A 17805-nucleotide genomic window follows, 5' to 3' on the forward strand; every position below is an offset into this window, starting at 1 on the left:
TGATTCTGAATTTTGTAATTGTATTAAAATAAAAACGTTTAAAAGTACTAAAAATTGTTTAGAAACAAAGAGAGCTAAACAATTTAAGCGTTGAAGTAGGAAAGGGTTTAACCGTAAAGTTCGCAAAGATTTACGCAAAGCACACAATCTATTTTTTTAATATTGAAAAGTCGCAAGTCGTAGGTTACAAATTTTTAATTTTGAACTTTAAGATAAGCTAAACTTCATAGCAGTTCCGAAGGAACAAATTGTATTGTAGAGCTGGACTTTAGTCCAGTTTAAATGTAGCGATAAAAAAAAACGAGCCAAATGATAATTTGGCTCGTCTTATAATAAAGTATAATTAGAATTATACTAATTGTTTCAATGCAATTTCAAAAGCAGTTGCGCTGATATTTGTTTTTGAGGAACTCAAAGCGTGTGCTTTAACAATCGCTTTTTTGATAGTTTCTGAGGTGTCGTTAAAAATAGCTTCATCGGTCATTTGAACTTTTTTCTCCATAAAATAAGCAAAAACTCTTGCCATTCCGCAGTTTGAAATAAAATCCGGAATCAGACTTACTTTACTGTCCACTTCTTCCATAATAGAACCAAAGAAAATTTCTTTATCTGCAAAAGGAACATTAGCGCCGCAAGAGATTACTTCTAATCCGTTTGCGATTAAGCTGTCAATTTGGTTTTGAGTTACCAGTCTCGAAGCAGCACATGGCGTAAAAATCTCAGCACCTATAGTCCATATTTTTGTGTTTATTTCTTCAAACGGAATCATGTTTTCGGCCACTAATTTATTTCCGTCTTTATTTAAAAATAAAGTTTTAATTTCTTCAAAAGAAAAACCTTCTTCTTTAATGAGTCCGCCGTCGCGGTCAATAATTCCGATAACCTTTGCACCCATTTCTGCCAAATAGAAAGCTGCTGCTGAACCTACATTTCCAAAACCCTGAACAATGGCTTTTTTGCCTTTTATATCACCGCCGTAAGTGGCGTAAAAGTGACGTGCAGCTTCAGCAACGCCAAAACCGGTAATCATGTCGGCAACTGTATATTTGCGGGTTACATCTGGAGAAAACGTCGGGTTTTCGATTACTTTTATAACTCCCTGACGTAATTGCCCAATTCTATTAATTTTGTCAGCTTCGGTTGGTTTAAAATGTCCGTTAAAAACACCTTCCTGAGGATGCCACACACCACATTCTTCCGTCATCGGAATTACTTCGTGAATCTCATCAACATTCAAATCGCCGCCAGTTCCGTAGTAACTTTTTAATAAAGGAGAAACGGCTTTGTACCATCGCTGTAAAACTCCCTTTTTGCGAGGATCATTAGGGTCAAAATTAATTCCTGATTTTGCACCGCCGATAGCTGGTCCGGAAACAGAAAATTTAACTTCCATTGTTTTAGCAAGTGATAAAACTTCATTCATATCTAATCCCTTTCTCATTCTCGTTCCGCCGCCGGCTGCTCCTCCGCGAAGCGAATTGATCACCGTCCATCCTTCGGCTTCTGTTTCAGAATCTTTCCAGTTAAAAACAATTTCAGGTGCTTTATTTTCAAATTGCTGTAATAAATCTTTCATTTTGTTAGGATATGTTTAGTTTGCGTAAATGTATAAAATAGAATAATGCGAATAATGTATTTTGAAGCAATTTTATTTTATGAAAAAAAAGAAAGCCGAAAACAAAGGTTTTCGGCTTTAGTATATACTGTAAATTTAAAAATTACATTCCTAGTAAATTTTTCTTTAAAGTTTCGTCAACAGGTTTGTTAGAAAGCCAGATTCCGAATAATGCTTTTTTGAAATCAAATCCAGAAATTTTCCCTTTTACCACTTCATTTTTAATGACATAAATAGATTGGTCCAAAGGATTGTAGCCCAGAACAAATACATCCTTTTCTTTGATAGCGTCGCTTAATAAGGTTTTAAACTCTTCAATTCTCGGTCGCAATTCTTCAAAATTACTTCCAGCAGATTTTTCAAAACCGGCATTCATCGCTTTTGTTAATTTGCTTGAAGAAACCATAGAAGAGGTAATTTCTATACGAATAGCCATTTCGGTATCGCTGTCAATAATAAATTGAGGGTCCTGACTTAGTTGTGATAAATACAAAGCCTGAACATAAACTTCTAACCACATTTTTGATCTTCCGCCGGCACCATTTAGCTGAAGGACTTTATCTTGAAAATCAATTTTTCTAGGAACAGTTACACCATTTACTTCTAGTGTAGCTTGCGCAGAAACTGTCGAAAATTGTATATTCAAAAGAAATAATAACAGGAGTAATATCTTTTTCATGTTTATCAATATTATAATTTTTGGGCAAAATTAATGTTAATTTATTAATATTAATTGATTTACAAGTAACTTTTTTTTCTTAGAATTGATATTTATTCAAATGTATTGTTTTAATAATCAAATTAATAAGACTTGTTTTACGTAGATTTACGTGTTTTAAGATTTGTTTAATCTTTTGAGTTTAATAATTGTGAGTTTTTTTGTAATTATAACTTTTAAAACGAAATTTTTCTTCTTAAATTTTAAATAAATCCTTGCAGGATTATTTCCAGAAACTCTCAAATCTGATATTATTACGAAAACGTTATCGTTATTGTTGTCGATCTATTAATTTTATATGCATGCATTGTTATTTTCGCTTTTAAAAATTATCTTTGAAAGCCTGTTTTTTAAAAATCAGGTAATTCAAAAAACAAAAATAATAAACCGCAAAACTAATTTGAATTAAAAATTGGTTTAGAAAAACAATAAAACTTAAGACTATGGATTTCAATCTTACCGAAGAACATTTAATGATTCAACAAGCTGCAAGAGATTTTGCTCAAAACGAATTGCTGCCTGGTGTTATTGAACGTGACGAAAATCAAACTTTTCCAACAGAGCAAGTAAAAAAGATGGGACAGCTGGGATTCATGGGAATGATGGTTGACCCAAAATATGGAGGAAGTGGTCTTGATGCTATTTCTTATGTAATCGCTATGGAAGAAATTTCTAAAATCGATGCTTCTGCTTCTGTAGTAATGTCTGTAAATAATTCATTAGTTTGCTGGGGATTACAAGAATATGGTACAGAAGAGCAAAAACAAAAATATCTGCCAGGTTTAGCTTCAGGAGAAATCCATGGCGCTTTTTGCCTAAGTGAGCCAGAAGCGGGCAGTGATGCAACTTCACAAAAAACGACTGCCGTAGATATGGGCGATCATTATGTGGTAAACGGAACAAAAAACTGGATTACAAACGGAAATACGGCTTCTGTTTATTTGGTAATTGCACAAACACATCCAGAATTAAAGCATAAAGGAATCAATGCTCTGATTATGACCAAAGATATGCCTGGTTTTTCTGTGGGTCCAAAAGAACAGAAAATGGGAATCCGCGGTTCAGATACACATTCATTAATGTTTAGTGATGTCATAGTTCCCAAAGAAAATAGAATCGGAGAAGATGGTTTCGGATTTAAATTTGCAATGAAAACTCTAGCGGGAGGACGTATTGGTATTGCTTCTCAAGCTTTGGGTATTGCTTCTGGAGCTTACGAATTAGCATTAAAATATTCTAAAGAGCGCAAAGCTTTTGGAACAGAAATCTGCAATCATCAGGCAATCGCTTTTAAACTGGCAGATATGGCTGTAAATATAGAAGCTGCACGCCACTTGTGTATGAAAGCAGCTTGGGATAAAGACCAGCATAAAAATTATGATGTCTCTGGTGCGATGGCAAAATTATTTGCTTCGCAAGTTGCAATGGATACGGCTGTTGAGGCAGTTCAGATTCATGGCGGAAACGGTTATGTAAAAGAATATCACGTTGAGCGATTTATGCGTGATGCTAAAATTACACAGATCTACGAAGGAACTTCTGAAATTCAGAAAATTGTGATTTCCAGATCAGTTATTGCAGGATAAATTTTAACTCCATAAATACAAACCCCTTTCAGTCTTTTTAGGATGAAAGGGGTTTTTTGTTGATTATTTTTGTTAATTTTCAGAACCATAACTTAAGTTGAACTATTTTAACCAACCAGATTTTTATGAAAACACTTTACTTTTTACTTCCGTTTGTTTTTTTTGCCTGTAAATCCAGTACTTCTGCTGTAAATGAAAAAGCGGCACAATCTACTGCAAAACCGTTAGAGATTAGCTATAAAGTGAAGGAATCTCATGTCTCGGATTTTTTAAAATATCTTTCTTCTGATGAATTGGAAGGACGTGAAACCGGGACAAAGGGAATCGAAAAAGCAGCCGTTTTTCTGGAAGACTTTTTGAAGAAAAACAATGTAAAACCCTATTTTAAAACGTATCGAGATACACTGACCAATTTTAAAACACCAGCGTATAATATTGTAGGTGTTCTGGAAGGCAGCGATCCCGAGCTTAAAAAAGAGTTTATAGTTTTGAGTGCTCATTATGATCATATCGGATTAGAAAAAACAAAGCAGGCAGATGTTGTAAATAACGGTGCAAACGATGATGCTTCTGGAGTAACGGCAGTTGCAGAAATGGCAAAATATTTCAGCGAAACAAAATCAAATAAAAGAAGTATTCTTTTTGTGTTTTTTGCCGGAGAAGAAAAAGGACTGTTAGGATCTAAAAGTTTAGTGCAGAAACTTAAAAACCAAAATTTTAATTTATATGCCCAGCTGAATATTGAAATGATTGGCGTGCCCATGAAAAGGGATTATCTGGCTTACATTACAGGGTTTGATAAATCGAATATGGCAGATAAAATAAACCAGTACACCGGAAAAAAAACAATTGGGTTTTTACCAAAAGAAGCCGAATATAAATTGTTTTACAGATCTGATAACTATTCTTTTTATGATGTTTTCAAAAAACCATGTCAGTCGGTAAGTACTTTTGATTTTGAAAATTTTGACTTTTATCATCATGTTTCAGATGAGTTTAAAGTAATGGATATTGCACACATGACTTCTTTTATTCAGGAGTTTCTACCGGCGGTAACTGAAATGGCAAATTCAAAAACACAAGAAATTACCATGAATAATTAACGATTCGTTTTGAGGGTTTTGCTTATTTTTGTTTCATGAAAAATATTATTATAACAGGAACAAGCCGAGGAATTGGTTACGAACTGGCTTTGCAGTTTGCTAATTCAGGTAATAAAGTATTGGCATTATCAAGAAAAATACCGCAGGCACTTTTAGAACATGAAAACGTAACTTGCTTATCGGTCGATTTATCCAACGAATCAGAATTATATAAAGTTCAGGATTTTCTTTCCTCCACCTGGAAAACAGTTGATGCTTTAGTTCATAATGCAGGAACTTTATTGCTCAAACCTTTTGCAGAAACCACTCAGACAGATTTTGAAAATATTTATAAAGTCAATGTTTTTGCTGTAGCAAATCTTACCAGAATTTGTCTGCCGTATCTTCAAAAAGGCAGTCATGTTGTAACGATCAGTTCTATTGGCGGTGTTCGAGGCAGCTTAAAATTTGCAGGTTTGGCAGCTTATAGTTCAAGTAAAGGTGCTGTAATAACGCTGACAGAATTATTGGCTGAAGAGTATAAAGAAAACGGAATTTCTTTTAATGTTCTTGCTTTAGGTTCTGTTCAAACAGAAATGCTGGAAGAAGCTTTTCCTGGTTATCAGGCTCCAATTTCTGCGGAGGGTATGGCAGATTATATTTATGATTTTACCCTTAACGGGAATAAATATTTTAACGGAAAAGTTTTAGAAGTTTCTTCAACTAATCCATAATTAATGTTCTGGCGAGATTAACTTATAAGAAGATTGATATTTTATTTCTTTGTTAACCAATGTGTCTACAAGGATTTTACCTTCTAAATAATCTCGCCTGAATTCTAATTCTGTTTCTTTAATCGGATTTAAACTTTCTAAATTACAAGTAATATAATTGGAGTTAAAAACAAAATTGAATCTTATAGGAAAGTCAAAATTATTTTGAAACATTAAATCTTTACTTCCGTAAACAACAGTGGCATCGGCGCCAAGCGGTGTAAATCGTTCTTCCTCTGTATAAATATCTACAGAATGATTGTGTCTTTCTATTATTTTGAGATTAGCTTTTATTCCAGTAACATACAAGATACTGGAAAGCTGACAGATTCCGCCGGCTTTTTCTTCTGAAACTTTGCCGTTAATAATATTTCTGCCGACCTTAAAAATTTTGGAATTCGGATTTCCTATTATTCTCCAAAAAGAAAATACTTGATTTGGGTATATCGTGATGTTTTCTATTTTTTGTGCACCCGTAATAATATTGTGTGTTTTGTTTTCAAAAAACTTTCCCTTTTTTATTTCCTGCAAGGTCGAAATAGTAAAACTAAAGTTTTTATTTTCTTCTTTTGTACATGCAAAATCATACTTTAAACCATTAAAATAGCGAAGATAAAGTTTAAGGTGTAATTTTATTTTGCTTGGAATGATATGTTTTAAAATCATTTTTTTTCTAGAACTAAGATGATGTAAGAGGCATAATGCTTTAAGAAAGAACGGCAAAGTATGTTGTCAATTCTAATAAAAAGCTTTCTTAACTTTTTAGGAAAACGATGAATGGGAAGAAAAAGAATGCCGACTTGTTTTTTAAGCTTCCATTTGTCTTTGGTCAATTTGAAAATTTCATCTGAAGTAAATCCATTGGCTCCATGCCAATTTTCTGATTTATGACTCGTAATTTTTCTTCTTTTTGCAGAAGGAAAATCAAAGATTAAAAGCCCATTTTTTTCAAGAATTCGATGCGCTTCATCCAAAAAAGAAACAGTTTCAATTTTATTTAAATGCATAATAACATGAAAACAAAATGCATTTTTAAAATAATTTTCGTCAAAAGGAATCTCCGACAACGATCCTAATTGGATATTTTTTTCAGGATATTTCTGCTTTGACTGCAAAATCATATTAGAGCTGATGTCGATGCCGTAATCTGCAAAATTTAAAAAGCGTCCTGTTCCGCATCCAATGTCCAATGTTTTTGAAGTATCAAGATTTACAGATTTTAAAAATAAACGTTCCTGTTGGTCAATAAACGCACCGTAACTATTGTTGAAACGGTCGTTATCGTAGTTTACAGCTAATTGCTGGTAATAATCAGTGATTTGATTTTGCATAGTTAAGAGAGCTGCATTTTGGCAGAATAAAAATAAAAATACTATTTTTGTTTTAATGAGTGAAACTTTAGCAAAATATATACCGGAACATGCTGTAAAGCCCGTTTTTGAATTGATTGTTGCCAATCAGGTTCATCTTAAAATCGTGAATGAGCGCCAGACGCGACACGGTGATTACAGACGAGGCCCAAGTGGAAAGCATGAAATCACGGTAAATGCAAGTCTGAACAAATATCGGTTTTTAATTACACTGATTCATGAAATTTCTCATTTAGTGGCATTCGAAAAATTTGGACGAAATATAAAACCTCATGGAAATGAATGGAAATATACTTTTCAGCGTTTGATGGTTCCGTTCATTAGACCAGAAATATTTCCCGGCCAGATTTTGCCTTTGCTGGCGAGGCATTTTAAAAACCCTTCGGCAAGCAGTGACACTGATACTACTTTATCATTAGCATTAAAACAATATGATGCTAAAGATGATAAAAATTATGTTTTTGAAATTCCCTACGGAAGTGTTTTTAAAATTAAAAACGGAAAAATATTTAAAAAAATAGCGGTAAGAACAAAACGTTTTGAGTGTATTGAAATAAGCTCTGGAAAAACCTACCTTTTTAACCCAAATGCTGAAGTTGAGCTAATAGATTAAAGTTTTAAAAAATTCAAAATAAAAATTCCAAATTCCAATTTTATGTAAGATTAAGATTTGGAATTTTTTGTTGGGATTTCTCATAAGAAATTTAATATTAATTTAAAACATAATTTGTTCTACGTTTGTAGAATTGTATATCTTTGAAAAAATTATTTTTTTTATGGAAAGAATATTACTCAGCTTATTTTTTGTGTTGGTTTTCTCAAATTTTGTTCTAGGACAAGATACTTCTAATTTGGAAAAAGAAGAAAAAACGAATCCGATTATATATATTGAAGGTTTCGGCGGACCATCAGTAGTGAAGAATTTTGGTGTTTCTGGCGGTGTTGGACTCAATTATCAATTAGCAGAAAGCCTGTTTACTTTTAGATATATAAATTCAGCTGGCTATAGAAGGAAAAATGATGGTCCAGTTATTATTGCTCCATCGGTTTACAAGTCAGAAGATAATGTTGAGCTTGCCTTAATGTACGGGAGGCGTTGGGTAAAAGAACATCATTCATATAGTATTTCAGCAGGAATTAGCCGAAATAATTTGGAGTTAGAAAGCCGAGATCTTGATGGAATTCGTACAGTCTCAACTATAGGTTTTTATGGGTTTCCTTTTGAAGCTAATTATAAAAGATTTTACTCAAAAAAAAGATCTAATTTGATATATAATGTGTTAATTCCGAGTGTTGGATTCAAACTTTTTGGAGATATTGGAAAATATACTTTTGTAGGTGTTGGCGTATCAGTAGGTTTTGGATTATGCAAACATTATTAAAAATGAAAATCCCAAATTCCAACATTATCAAAACTGGAATTTAGGATTTTTATATTGATATTTAAAAGAAACTATCCTTTCAGATAAGCTTCTCTAACTTTTTTAAATAAATTAGAAGAGTATACAAACTTTACGATAGCTTCATTATCGGTTCTAAAAATTTCTTCTTTAGTTCCCTGCCATGCTTTAAGTCCTTTCTTTAAGAAAACAATGTTCTCTCCAATTTCCATTACCGAGTTCATATCGTGCGTGTTGATTACGGTTGTAATATTGTACTCTTTGGTAATTTCTTGAATTAAATTATCAATCAATGTTGAGGTATTCGGGTCCAGACCAGAGTTTGGTTCATCACAAAACAAATACTTTGGATTGTTTACAATAGCACGCGCAATGGCAACACGTTTCTGCATTCCTCCAGATATTTCAGAAGGAAGTTTACCGTGTGCATCTACTAGATTTACTCTTTCTAAAACAAAATCAACACGTTCTTTGATTTTTGCTCTATTATCATTGGTAAACATTTTTAAAGGGAAAGCAACATTTTCAGCAACTGTCATCGAATCAAATAAAGCGCTTCCCTGAAAAACCATTCCTATTTCGGTTCTTAATTCTCTTTTTTCATCTGGATCTAAATCTGCATAAACACGTCCGTCGAACTCAATTGATCCCGAATCAGGCGCATGAATTCCCAGCAGTGTTTTTAATAAAACTGTTTTTCCAGAGCCACTTTGTCCAATAATCAGATTGGTCTTTCCAGCTTCAAAAACGGTCGAAATACCTTTTAAAACTTTACTGTCGCCAAATGATTTTACTACATTTTTTACTTCTATCATGATCCTAATAACAATTGGGTTAGTATATAATTAAAAAGAATGATACATACTGATGTCCATACAAAAGATACTGTACTGGCTTTACCAACTTCTAATGCGCCGCCTTTCATATAATAACCATGAAATGATGGTATCGTGGCTAGTAACATTGCAAATATTAAAGTTTTGATGAAAGCATATACAATATGAAAAGGGATGAATTCCATTTGAGCTCCATTGATGAATTCAACACTTGTTGTAAACCCGCCGTAAACTCCTGCAAGCCATCCTCCAAAAATTCCTAAAAACATACTGATTCCAATCACAAACGGATACAATAGCAAAGCAATAATTTTAGGAAAAACTAAATAGTTTAATGAGTTTACACCCATAACTTCTAATGCATCTATCTGTTCTGTAACACGCATGGTTCCAATACTTGAAGTGATGAAAGATCCCATTTTTCCAGCCATAATTACCGAAATAAAAGTAGGAGCAAACTCTAAAATTACAGACTGGCGCGTAGCAAAACCAATTAAATATTTAGGGATTAATGGATTTGTTAAGTTTAAAGCCGTTTGAATGGCAACAACCCCTCCAACGAAGAAAGAGATAAAACAAACAATTCCGAGAGAGTCTATAATTAAATCGTCGATTTCTTTAAAGATAAGATTTCTCATTACAGACCATTTGGTCTGTTTATTGAAAATTTCCTTCAGCATTAAAAAATATCTTCCGATTTGAGATAAATAACGAATGAGCATCATAGTTTTTAAATATTGGCTAAAATAACGATTAGTTTACAGTTTACAGGTTAGTTTAAACTTTTTTAGTTTTTTTTAAGATTAAAAAAGTTTTTGTTTCATTTTTTGTAAGCGGTAATTTCTAATAAATTTAGCTTGTTCAGTAGTAACTAATAAAGGATTTCTGGCTTTTTTAGCTTTCCAAAATCCTTTAATATAATCTAGAAAGAGAAAAGGTTTTTTCTTCATCATGGCCAGTTTTGCAGATGCAATTGCTGTAATCCAGAAACCGTAACCCAGAGTATAAAACGCTTCTCCTTGTTTGTAGCGTGCTGTTTTGTTGTAATTTGCACCAGTTGGTTTAAGGTGCTTTACATGCAGCGATAAATCTGTAACAATTTTCCAATCGTAATATTTACAAAGCAATTCATCAACGGTATCCCAGCCCATTGCAGGTTTTAATCCGCCAATTTGCAGAAAAGTTTCTTTTCTGTAAGCCTTGAGCGCACCTCGAATATGATCTTTGTCGGTTAAGTTTTCTAAAACCCATTCACCATTTTTTTCGATGTAGCAAAATCCTCCAGCCATTCCAACTCTTGAATCAGATTCGAAATGTTTGATTATCGTTTCAAAATAATTAGGTGGGAAAATTAAGTCGCCATCAATCTTCACAATGATATCGTAATCAGAATCTAAAGTTTCAAAACCTTTTTGAAAAGCCTGAATTACTTTACTTCCAGGCATATGAATCGCATCTGAAGTTTTATTAACAACTGAAATGTATGGGTGTTCCTTTGCAAATTCCAGCACAATTTCTTCTGTTTTATCAGTCGAATTGTCATTGACAACAACCACTTTTGCAGGTAAAACAGTTTGCGCAATAAGTGATTGCAGGGTAAGACCAATTAAATCTTGTTCGTTGTGCGCGGGAATGACGATGTAATATTTCATTTGAAAAATTTTAGTCCCGAAGCCTCGGGATTAGATTTAGATTTTAGATTATTGAAAAGTCATCTAAATCAAAAATCGTTGATCTGCAATCTTAAATCTTGATTTTCTCTGCCGCAACAATATAATATCTCGGAGTGAAATATCTTAACAATGGTCTGAAACCAAACTTTTTTACCGGATGTGTGAATTTTTGGCGATCGATTATTTTCCATCCCGTTTTTTCTAAAAGCCAGTCTAACTGCCAGTCTTCAAATTCGTGATAATGTCTGTCCCACATATCTGTTTTAGATCGATATGCAGATGAAAACCATAAACGTAATGGAATTGAAATTAGCAATTTATCACATTTTACGTTTTCAAGAATTGTATATGGATTTAATAAATGTTCGAAAATTTCAAATGCAGTAAAAACAGTATAATCTTCTGTTTGCAGCGCCGTTTGATCGGTGTCTAGATCTTCGCCAGTTGTGTTTTTTACAGTATATCCATTTTCAGTCATTATTTTAGAGAAAGGATTTGGCACACCAAAATCAAAGATAGTTTCTGATGTGTTAACGTGCTTTTGTAAAAACTCTAAAGTAAGTTTGAATCTTTTATTCGGAAACGTTTTTTCGTACATAGTCTTGCGAGGAACGAAACAATCTCTCGTTCTTGATTTTAATTATTTAGGTCGCAAATATACAAAGTTATCTGCTTTTTTGTGTTTTTTAATTTGAATGAAAACAAAAAGTCCACACGTTTAAGTGCAGACTTTAATTAATTAAGTTTAGCATAAAAGTTTGACTGAATGAATCTCTCGCAAAGACGCGAAGTCNNCTTCGCGTCTTTGCGAGATTAAACTTGACCTAAAAAATACTTAATTTATTTAGCTATGCTTAGTAGCGATAAACAAAAGCATTAACATTCATTCCTGCTCCAACTGAAGCAAAAATAACAACATCATCTTTGTTGATTTCGTGATTTTCAATTTTTCCCTGAATCAAAAGATCAAAAAGGGTAGGTACGGTTGCCACACTGCTGTTTCCTAAATCATGAATGCTCATTGGCATAATATCTTTTGGTGCAGTTTTGTCATACAATTTGTAAAAACGTTCGATAATTGCTTCGTCCATTTTTTCATTAGCTTGGTGAATCAGTATTTTTTTTACTTGGTCAATAGAAATACCGCTTTTATCTAAACAGCTTTTCATTGCTAACGGAACCTGACTCAATGCAAATTCGTAAATTTTACGGCCATACATTTTAATGTATTTAATGTCTGGATCTAAATCAGGATTATAAGATTTTCCGAAATATAAAAAGTTAGCTTCATCATTTGCAAAAGTGGCACTTTCATAAGATAACAATCCCGATTCATCGCTGGAAAGTTCTAAAACAGAAGCTCCGGCACCATCAGAATAAATCATAGAATCGCGGTCGTGATCATCAACAACTCTCGAAAGTGTTTCTGCTCCAATAACCAAAACTCTTTTTGCCATTCCCGATTTGATAAATGCATTAGCCTGCAAAACACCTTCAATCCAGCCTGGACATCCAAAAAGAATATCGTAAGCAACGCATTTCGGATTTTTAATATCTAATTTGTTTTTAACACGTGTCGCCAGACTCGGCAAAATATCAGTCTGATGAGTTCCCGATTTTACGTCCCCAAAATTATGCGCAAAAATTATATAGTCTAAAGATTCTTTATCCACATTAGCATTTTCTATTGCTTTTTCGGCAGCAAAAAAAGCCAGATCAGATGCATTATATTGGTCTTCGGCGTAACGACGGTTTTCAATTCCTGTAATGCCTTTAAATTTTTTTATTACAACTTCATTCGGGTAAGCAAAAGGTGTTCCGTCTTCATTCAAAAAAACATGATCGCCAAAATCAGTATTGCTCACTTCCTTTTTAGGAATATAACTTCCTATGCCTATTATTTTAATTTTCATTTTTCTTTCGATTATCCGATAAATTTATTGCTAAAGTATAAATAAAATCATGATAACTATCATAAAAAATACTATGCATGCATATAATTGTGAAATAATAATTATTTGAAAGATATATTGTTTATTTTTTAATGATTTTTTAATTTTTCCGAGATTTCAAACGATTGAAATGAAAGTTATGAAAAGTTTTTTTGTTTCAAATTTCAGGTTTCAGGTTTTTGGAGGGACTTGAAACCTGAAACGTGAAATTACTTTATTCGCGTGAGGGATAGGAGCTAACTGCCGAAGCAGTGCGGATAGCCCGACAGCATCCCGATAAAAGGGCGAATAAGTGCAAAGTGAATTAGCCCTTTTATCGGGATGGTGGCACGCCCAGATTATTATTATTATTATTACATGTTTTTTTTGTTTCAGGTTTCAGGTTTCACGTTATGCTGAACCTGAAACCTGAAACTTGAAGCAAAAATAAACCCGACAAGTTTAAAGACCTGTCGGGTTTGGATATAATTTTAGAAAACTGATTTTTAGTTTTCCATGTAAGCTTCAATAGGAGCACAGCTGCAGATTAAGTTTCTGTCACCGTAAGCGTCATCTACACGACGAACTGATGGCCAGAATTTATTTTCTGCAATGTAGTCTAATGGGTAAGCGGCTTTTTCTCTAGTATAAGGGAAAACCCAGTTATCGGTAGTTAACATTGCCAATGTATGAGGTGCATTTTTTAATACATTGTTTTTATCATCGGCTGTTGCAACTTCAATTTCTTTTCTGATTGAAATAAGAGCATCGCAAAAACGATCTAATTCTGCTAAATCTTCAGATTCAGTTGGTTCGATCATTAAAGTTCCGGCTACCGGGAAAGAAACCGTAGGAGCGTGGAAACCGTAATCCATCAAACGTTTTGCGATATCACCAACTTCGATTCCGTTTTCTTTGAATGAACGACAATCTAAAATCATTTCGTGAGCCGCTCTTCCGCATTCTCCAGTGTAAAGAATTGGATAGTGACCTTCGAAACGTGCTTTCATATAGTTAGCGTTCAAGATTGCGTGCTCTGTAGCACTTTTTAATCCTTCGGCACCCATCATGGTGATGTAACCATAAGAAATTAAACATACCAAAGCTGATCCGTAAGGTGCAGATGAAATAGCCGTAATTGCTTGTTCGCCGCCTACTTTTAAGATTGGGTTTGTTGGTAAAAAGGGAACTAGTTTTTCGTTTACACAAATTGGTCCAACTCCAGGTCCACCGCCACCGTGAGGAATAGCGAATGTTTTGTGTAAGTTTAAGTGACAAACGTCAGCGCCAATTGTAGCAGGATTTGTTAATCCAACTTGCGCGTTCATGTTTGCACCGTCCATATATACTAATCCGCCATTATCGTGGATTAATTTTGTGATTTCAATAATTGAAGATTCAAAAACTCCGTGAGTCGAAGGATATGTTACCATTAAACAAGATAAATCATCTTTGTGCTCAATCGCTTTTTCTCTTAAATCTTCTACGTCAATATTTCCTTCTGGCGTCGTTTTAGTAACGATAATTTTCATTCCGGCCATCGCTGCAGAAGCAGGGTTTGTTCCGTGAGCAGATGATGGAATTAAACATACATTACGGTGACCTTCGTTTCTTGATAAATGGTAAGCACGGATCGCCATTAAACCTGCATATTCTCCCTGAGCTCCAGAGTTTGGCTGTAATGTTGTTCCAGCAAATCCAGTAATTACATTCAATTGCTGCTCAAGTTTTTTAAGCATTGTAATATAACCCTCAGCTTGCTCTACTGGTGCAAACGGGTGAATGCTGTTCCAGTTTGGCATTGAAAGAGGCAACATTTCAGAAGCTGCGTTTAATTTCATCGTACAAGAACCTAAAGAAATCATCGAATGATTCAATGATAAATCTTTACGCTCTAATTTTTTGATGTAACGCATGATCTGACTTTCTGAATGATGATTGTTGAATACATCATGCGTCAAGAAAGCAGAAGTTCTTTCTAATGAAGCCGGTAACTGACTTGCAGCAGTTAATTCAGAAACAGTAAAAGTTTCTTTTCCTAAAGCCTCAGCAAAAATGGCAATAATTTGGTTGATGTCATTAATTGAAGTCGTTTCGTTTAATGAAATCGAAATCGTATCGGCATCAACATAAAAGAAGTTTACTTCGTTTTTCTCTGCTACAGCTTTTATTTTTTGTGCATCAGCTTTTACTAAAATAGTATCAAAGAAAGCTGTATTAGTTTGAAAAACGCCTAGTTTATTTAAAGCTTCAGCAGTAGTAACCGCCGATGCGTGAACTTTGTTTGCAATATATTGTAATCCTTCTGGTCCGTGGTAAACCGCATACATTCCGGCCATAACCGCTAGTAAAACCTGAGCCGTACAAATATTTGAAGTTGCTTTTTCACGTTTAATGTGCTGCTCACGAGTTCCTAAAGCCATACGTAAAGCGCGATTTCCATTTACATCAATCGAAACTCCGATAATACGACCCGGCATAGAGCGTTTGTATTCGTCTTTAGTTGCAAAAAAAGCAGCGTGAGGACCACCATAACCCATTGGTACACCAAAACGTTGTGAAGTTCCAACAACCACTGCAGCTCCCATTTCTCCCGGAGAAGTTAAAGCAGCTAGTGATAAAATATCAGCAGCAAAGGCAACTTTAATTTCATTTTCTTTTGCTTTAGCAACAAAAGCACTGTAATCGTTTACCTGACCGTATTTTCCTGGGTATTGTAGAATCGCTCCGAAGAATTCATTTGAAAAATCAAAGTTTTCGTGGTTTCCAACAACTAATTCAATTCCGATTGGAGTTGAACGTGTTTGAAGTACAGATAAAGTTTGTGGTAAAATTTCTTCAGAAACGAAGAATTTGTTTGTATTGTTTTTCTTTTGATCGCGTGTACGAACGTCAAATAATAACGCCATAGCCTCGGCAGCAGCAGTTCCTTCGTCTAATAAAGAAGCGTTTGCAATTTCCATTCCTGATAACTCAATAACAGTAGTCTGGAAATTTAAAATGGCTTCAAGACGACCTTGAGCAATTTCGGCCTGATAAGGCGTATAAGCAGTATACCATCCTGGGTTTTCGAAAATATTTCTCTGAATTGGTGCAGGAACTATAGTTGGGTGATATCCCAAACCAATGTATGATTTGAATACTTTATTTTTCTTTCCTAATTCCTGAATGTGATTTGCAAATTCGTATTCTGTCATTGCAGGATCTAAATTCAAAGGTGCTTTTAAACGAATGTCGTCCGGAAGGGTTTCGTAAACAAGTTGTTCAATCGATTCAACTCCAATGGTTTGTAACATGTGTTGAAGATCTGTTTCTCTTGGGCCAATGTGTCTTAAAGCAAAAGCGTCTGTTTTCATTTGTAGCTATCTATTTTTTTAGAAATCGATGTAATTTACAAAGTGTCGTTTTCGGCTTTACACGGGCGTACACAAGGTTTATTACATTTTATAGTAAATGTGTTGTTTTTTTGTGGCGCAAAATTAAGTATTATTAATAATTTAATGGGTATTTTTAACTTCAATTTTTATCAAATTTATAACCAAAGAGTTGATTTGTTACCAATTGATTAGATTTGAACTATGAAACTTCTCAAACAGCTATTAGATTTTTATTTAAACAGCAGTATCCACGTGGCTTTATCGTGTTATGCTTTAGTTCAGATTACGTTTCATTTCTTTGACATTCAATATGATGAACCAATGGCATTGTTTGTTTTTTTTGGAACAATAGTAGGATATAATTTTGTAAAATATGATGCATTGGTTCGCGTCAACAAAAAACCGGTTGGAAGTCAGCTCAAAGTTATTGCAGTTTTAAGTTTCATTTCGATACTTTTAGTGGGATATTATTTTTTTCATTTAAAAAGAATTACCCAAATTGTTTCAGTTGGAATTTTTGCTGTAACGGCATTGTATACACTTCCTTTTTTTCCGAATCGTAAAAATGCGCGAAATTGGGCGGGCGTAAAAATTTATATTGTAGCGCTTTGCTGGGTCGGAGCAACTTTGGTCTTACCTTACATAAATGCTGAAATTCCGTTTACAGGTAATTTTTTTATAAAATGCATTCAGCGGTTTGTTTTGGTTTTTGTACTGATTTTGGTTTTCGAGATTTTAGATTTAGCCAATGATGATCCGCATTTAAAAACGGTTCCGCAGACAATAGGCGTAAAGCGTACTAAGATTTTAGGATTTTCACTTCTGGTTCCTTTCTGGATTGTAGGTATAATAACATTCACACTTCATGACCTCATTATAAATCTTGTAATGGTAGTCATGCTCATGTTATTTATTTATTTTGCCAACACAAATCGTTCTAAATATTACACTTCTTTCTGGGTCGAAAGTGTTCCGATTTTTTGGTGGCTGATGATTGCTTTTCTTTAGATTTCAATATCAAAATTTCTATATAAATAGTATTTTGGGCGTGTCCCTCCGGGTCGGGCTATTCTTTTCAAGTCCTCGCACTTCCTTCGTCAGGCTGTGGGCTTTCCGATGCTATCCCTCACGCAAACCGTAAAACGATAAAATTCATTTTCAATTATATTGGGATAACATAATACATTACGAAAATAGCCAATGGTTTCAACCATTGTGACGTTTTTTTTCACCTCGTTTCCCGCGGTTGAAACCGCGGGCTATGTTAGAAATGCGGAGTTTGAAAATAATTTTTTATCTAATTGTTTTTGAACAGCTTGCAGCTTTAGCTGCAAGCTGTTCACATTAATTTCTCAAATTCAGAATTCAAAAATCTGCGGAATCTGCAAAATCTGCGAGAGAAAAGATTTATTTCGTTTTCTGCTCAGCCAAAGCTTTATTCAAT

The 17805-nt window shown here is 34.0% G+C and carries 16 protein-coding genes; 6 read left to right on the forward strand and 10 right to left on the reverse strand.

The annotated features are described in order from the left end of the window. Nucleotides 1–349 precede the first annotated feature (349 nt). Both B0A68_RS06895 and B0A68_RS06900 read right to left on the reverse strand, forming a co-directional pair. Nucleotides 350–1576 carry a Glu/Leu/Phe/Val dehydrogenase dimerization domain-containing protein gene (locus tag B0A68_RS06895; RefSeq protein WP_035682649.1) on the reverse strand — a complete coding sequence of 409 codons (1227 nt, stop codon included), beginning with the start codon at nt 1574–1576 and terminating at the stop codon, nt 350–352. Nucleotides 1577–1718: 142 nt separating this feature from the next. Continuing rightward, nucleotides 1719–2294, reverse strand: coding sequence for a chalcone isomerase family protein (locus B0A68_RS06900; protein ID WP_035682646.1), 576 nt, complete (start codon nt 2292–2294; stop codon nt 1719–1721). 482 nt (nt 2295–2776) lie between these two features. Between B0A68_RS06900 and B0A68_RS06905 the strand changes: the two genes are divergently transcribed. The 3 genes from B0A68_RS06905 to B0A68_RS06915 all read left to right on the forward strand — a co-directional run bounded on the left by B0A68_RS06905 (nt 2777) and on the right by B0A68_RS06915 (nt 5735). After that, complete coding sequence (locus tag B0A68_RS06905; protein WP_035682644.1) at nt 2777–3919, forward strand: acyl-CoA dehydrogenase; 1143 nt, start codon at nt 2777–2779, stop codon at nt 3917–3919. Between the two features lie 125 nt (nt 3920–4044). Then, nucleotides 4045–5022 (forward strand): M20/M25/M40 family metallo-hydrolase, encoded by a 978-nt coding sequence (locus tag B0A68_RS06910; RefSeq protein WP_035682642.1) that lies wholly within the window; start codon nt 4045–4047, stop codon nt 5020–5022. 35 nt (nt 5023–5057) lie between these two features. Then, nucleotides 5058–5735, forward strand: a complete 678-nt coding sequence (locus tag B0A68_RS06915; RefSeq protein WP_035682639.1) for an SDR family NAD(P)-dependent oxidoreductase — start codon at nt 5058–5060, stop codon at nt 5733–5735. Here the strand turns inward: B0A68_RS06915 and B0A68_RS06920 are convergent, their stop codons facing one another. Both B0A68_RS06920 and B0A68_RS06925 read right to left on the reverse strand, forming a co-directional pair. After that, a complete protein-coding gene (locus B0A68_RS06920) occupies nt 5736–6440 on the reverse strand; it encodes a VanW family protein (RefSeq protein ID WP_035682637.1) in 705 nt (234 codons plus the stop codon). Then, nucleotides 6437–7105: a class I SAM-dependent methyltransferase gene (locus B0A68_RS06925; protein ID WP_035682635.1), complete on the reverse strand. Its 669-nt coding sequence runs from the start codon at nt 7103–7105 to the stop codon at nt 6437–6439. Before B0A68_RS06925 ends, B0A68_RS06920 begins: the two co-directional genes overlap by 4 nt. A 55-nt stretch (nt 7106–7160) precedes the next feature. Between B0A68_RS06925 and B0A68_RS06930 the strand changes: the two genes are divergently transcribed. Continuing rightward, complete coding sequence (locus B0A68_RS06930) at nt 7161–7757, forward strand: SprT-like domain-containing protein (RefSeq protein ID WP_035682632.1); 597 nt, start codon at nt 7161–7163, stop codon at nt 7755–7757. Between the two features lie 163 nt (nt 7758–7920). Then, a complete protein-coding gene (locus B0A68_RS06935; RefSeq protein WP_035682630.1) occupies nt 7921–8526 on the forward strand; it encodes a hypothetical protein in 606 nt (201 codons plus the stop codon). A gap of 71 nt (nt 8527–8597) precedes the next feature. On the opposite strand, the gene B0A68_RS06940 is transcribed toward B0A68_RS06935, so the two are convergent. From B0A68_RS06940 to gcvP, 6 genes are all read right to left on the reverse strand, one after another. Then, nucleotides 8598–9359, reverse strand: a complete 762-nt coding sequence (locus tag B0A68_RS06940) for an ABC transporter ATP-binding protein (RefSeq protein ID WP_035682627.1) — start codon at nt 9357–9359, stop codon at nt 8598–8600. Continuing rightward, nucleotides 9356–10105, reverse strand: a complete 750-nt coding sequence (locus B0A68_RS06945; protein ID WP_035682625.1) for an MlaE family ABC transporter permease — start codon at nt 10103–10105, stop codon at nt 9356–9358. Before B0A68_RS06945 ends, B0A68_RS06940 begins: the two co-directional genes overlap by 4 nt. Nucleotides 10106–10183: 78 nt before the next feature. After that, a complete protein-coding gene (locus B0A68_RS06950; RefSeq protein ID WP_035682623.1) occupies nt 10184–11032 on the reverse strand; it encodes a glycosyltransferase in 849 nt (282 codons plus the stop codon). A gap of 91 nt (nt 11033–11123) precedes the next feature. Further along, entirely contained in the window at nt 11124–11651 is a 528-nt protein-coding gene (locus B0A68_RS06955) for a methyltransferase (RefSeq protein ID WP_035682621.1), read from the reverse strand. Nucleotides 11652–11907: 256 nt separating this feature from the next. Beyond that, nucleotides 11908–12966: a 3-oxoacyl-ACP synthase III family protein gene (locus B0A68_RS06960; protein ID WP_035682618.1), complete on the reverse strand. Its 1059-nt coding sequence runs from the start codon at nt 12964–12966 to the stop codon at nt 11908–11910. A gap of 524 nt (nt 12967–13490) precedes the next feature. Continuing rightward, the gene (gene gcvP, locus B0A68_RS06965) at nt 13491–16340 is read right to left on the reverse strand and encodes an aminomethyl-transferring glycine dehydrogenase (RefSeq protein ID WP_035682616.1); all 2850 of its coding nucleotides are present in this window, start codon (nt 16338–16340) and stop codon (nt 13491–13493) included. 222 nt (nt 16341–16562) lie between these two features. On the opposite strand from gcvP, the gene B0A68_RS06970 reads away from it, so the two are divergent. Beyond that, complete coding sequence (locus B0A68_RS06970) at nt 16563–17369, forward strand: UbiA prenyltransferase family protein (protein WP_035682614.1); 807 nt, start codon at nt 16563–16565, stop codon at nt 17367–17369. Nucleotides 17370–17805 lie beyond the last annotated feature (436 nt).

This window comes from Flavobacterium reichenbachii, from assembly GCF_002217435.1.
GTDB classification, from domain to species: Bacteria; Bacteroidota; Bacteroidia; order Flavobacteriales; family Flavobacteriaceae; genus Flavobacterium; species Flavobacterium reichenbachii.

Bases quoted from the DNA above. Each gene is read 5' to 3' on its own strand.
- B0A68_RS06930 (WP_035682632.1), top strand. From the start codon at position 7,161: ATGAGTGAAACTTTAGCAAAATATATACCGGAACATGCTGTAAAGCCC.
- gcvP (WP_035682616.1), bottom strand. From the start codon at position 16,340: ATGAAAACAGACGCTTTTGCTTTAAGACACATTGGCCCAAGAGAAACA.
- B0A68_RS06955 (WP_035682621.1), bottom strand. From the start codon at position 11,651: ATGTACGAAAAAACGTTTCCGAATAAAAGATTCAAACTTACTTTAGAG.
- B0A68_RS06960 (WP_035682618.1), bottom strand. From the start codon at position 12,966: ATGAAAATTAAAATAATAGGCATAGGAAGTTATATTCCTAAAAAGGAA.
- B0A68_RS06925 (WP_035682635.1), bottom strand. From the start codon at position 7,105: ATGCAAAATCAAATCACTGATTATTACCAGCAATTAGCTGTAAACTAC.
- B0A68_RS06950 (WP_035682623.1), bottom strand. From the start codon at position 11,032: ATGAAATATTACATCGTCATTCCCGCGCACAACGAACAAGATTTAATT.
- B0A68_RS06900 (WP_035682646.1), bottom strand. From the start codon at position 2,294: ATGAAAAAGATATTACTCCTGTTATTATTTCTTTTGAATATACAATTT.
- B0A68_RS06915 (WP_035682639.1), top strand. From the start codon at position 5,058: ATGAAAAATATTATTATAACAGGAACAAGCCGAGGAATTGGTTACGAA.
- B0A68_RS06905 (WP_035682644.1), top strand. From the start codon at position 2,777: ATGGATTTCAATCTTACCGAAGAACATTTAATGATTCAACAAGCTGCA.
- B0A68_RS06940 (WP_035682627.1), bottom strand. From the start codon at position 9,359: ATGATAGAAGTAAAAAATGTAGTAAAATCATTTGGCGACAGTAAAGTT.
- B0A68_RS06970 (WP_035682614.1), top strand. From the start codon at position 16,563: ATGAAACTTCTCAAACAGCTATTAGATTTTTATTTAAACAGCAGTATC.
- B0A68_RS06945 (WP_035682625.1), bottom strand. From the start codon at position 10,105: ATGATGCTCATTCGTTATTTATCTCAAATCGGAAGATATTTTTTAATG.
- B0A68_RS06895 (WP_035682649.1), bottom strand. From the start codon at position 1,576: ATGAAAGATTTATTACAGCAATTTGAAAATAAAGCACCTGAAATTGTT.
- B0A68_RS06935 (WP_035682630.1), top strand. From the start codon at position 7,921: ATGGAAAGAATATTACTCAGCTTATTTTTTGTGTTGGTTTTCTCAAAT.
- B0A68_RS06910 (WP_035682642.1), top strand. From the start codon at position 4,045: ATGAAAACACTTTACTTTTTACTTCCGTTTGTTTTTTTTGCCTGTAAA.
- B0A68_RS06920 (WP_035682637.1), bottom strand. From the start codon at position 6,440: ATGATTTTAAAACATATCATTCCAAGCAAAATAAAATTACACCTTAAA.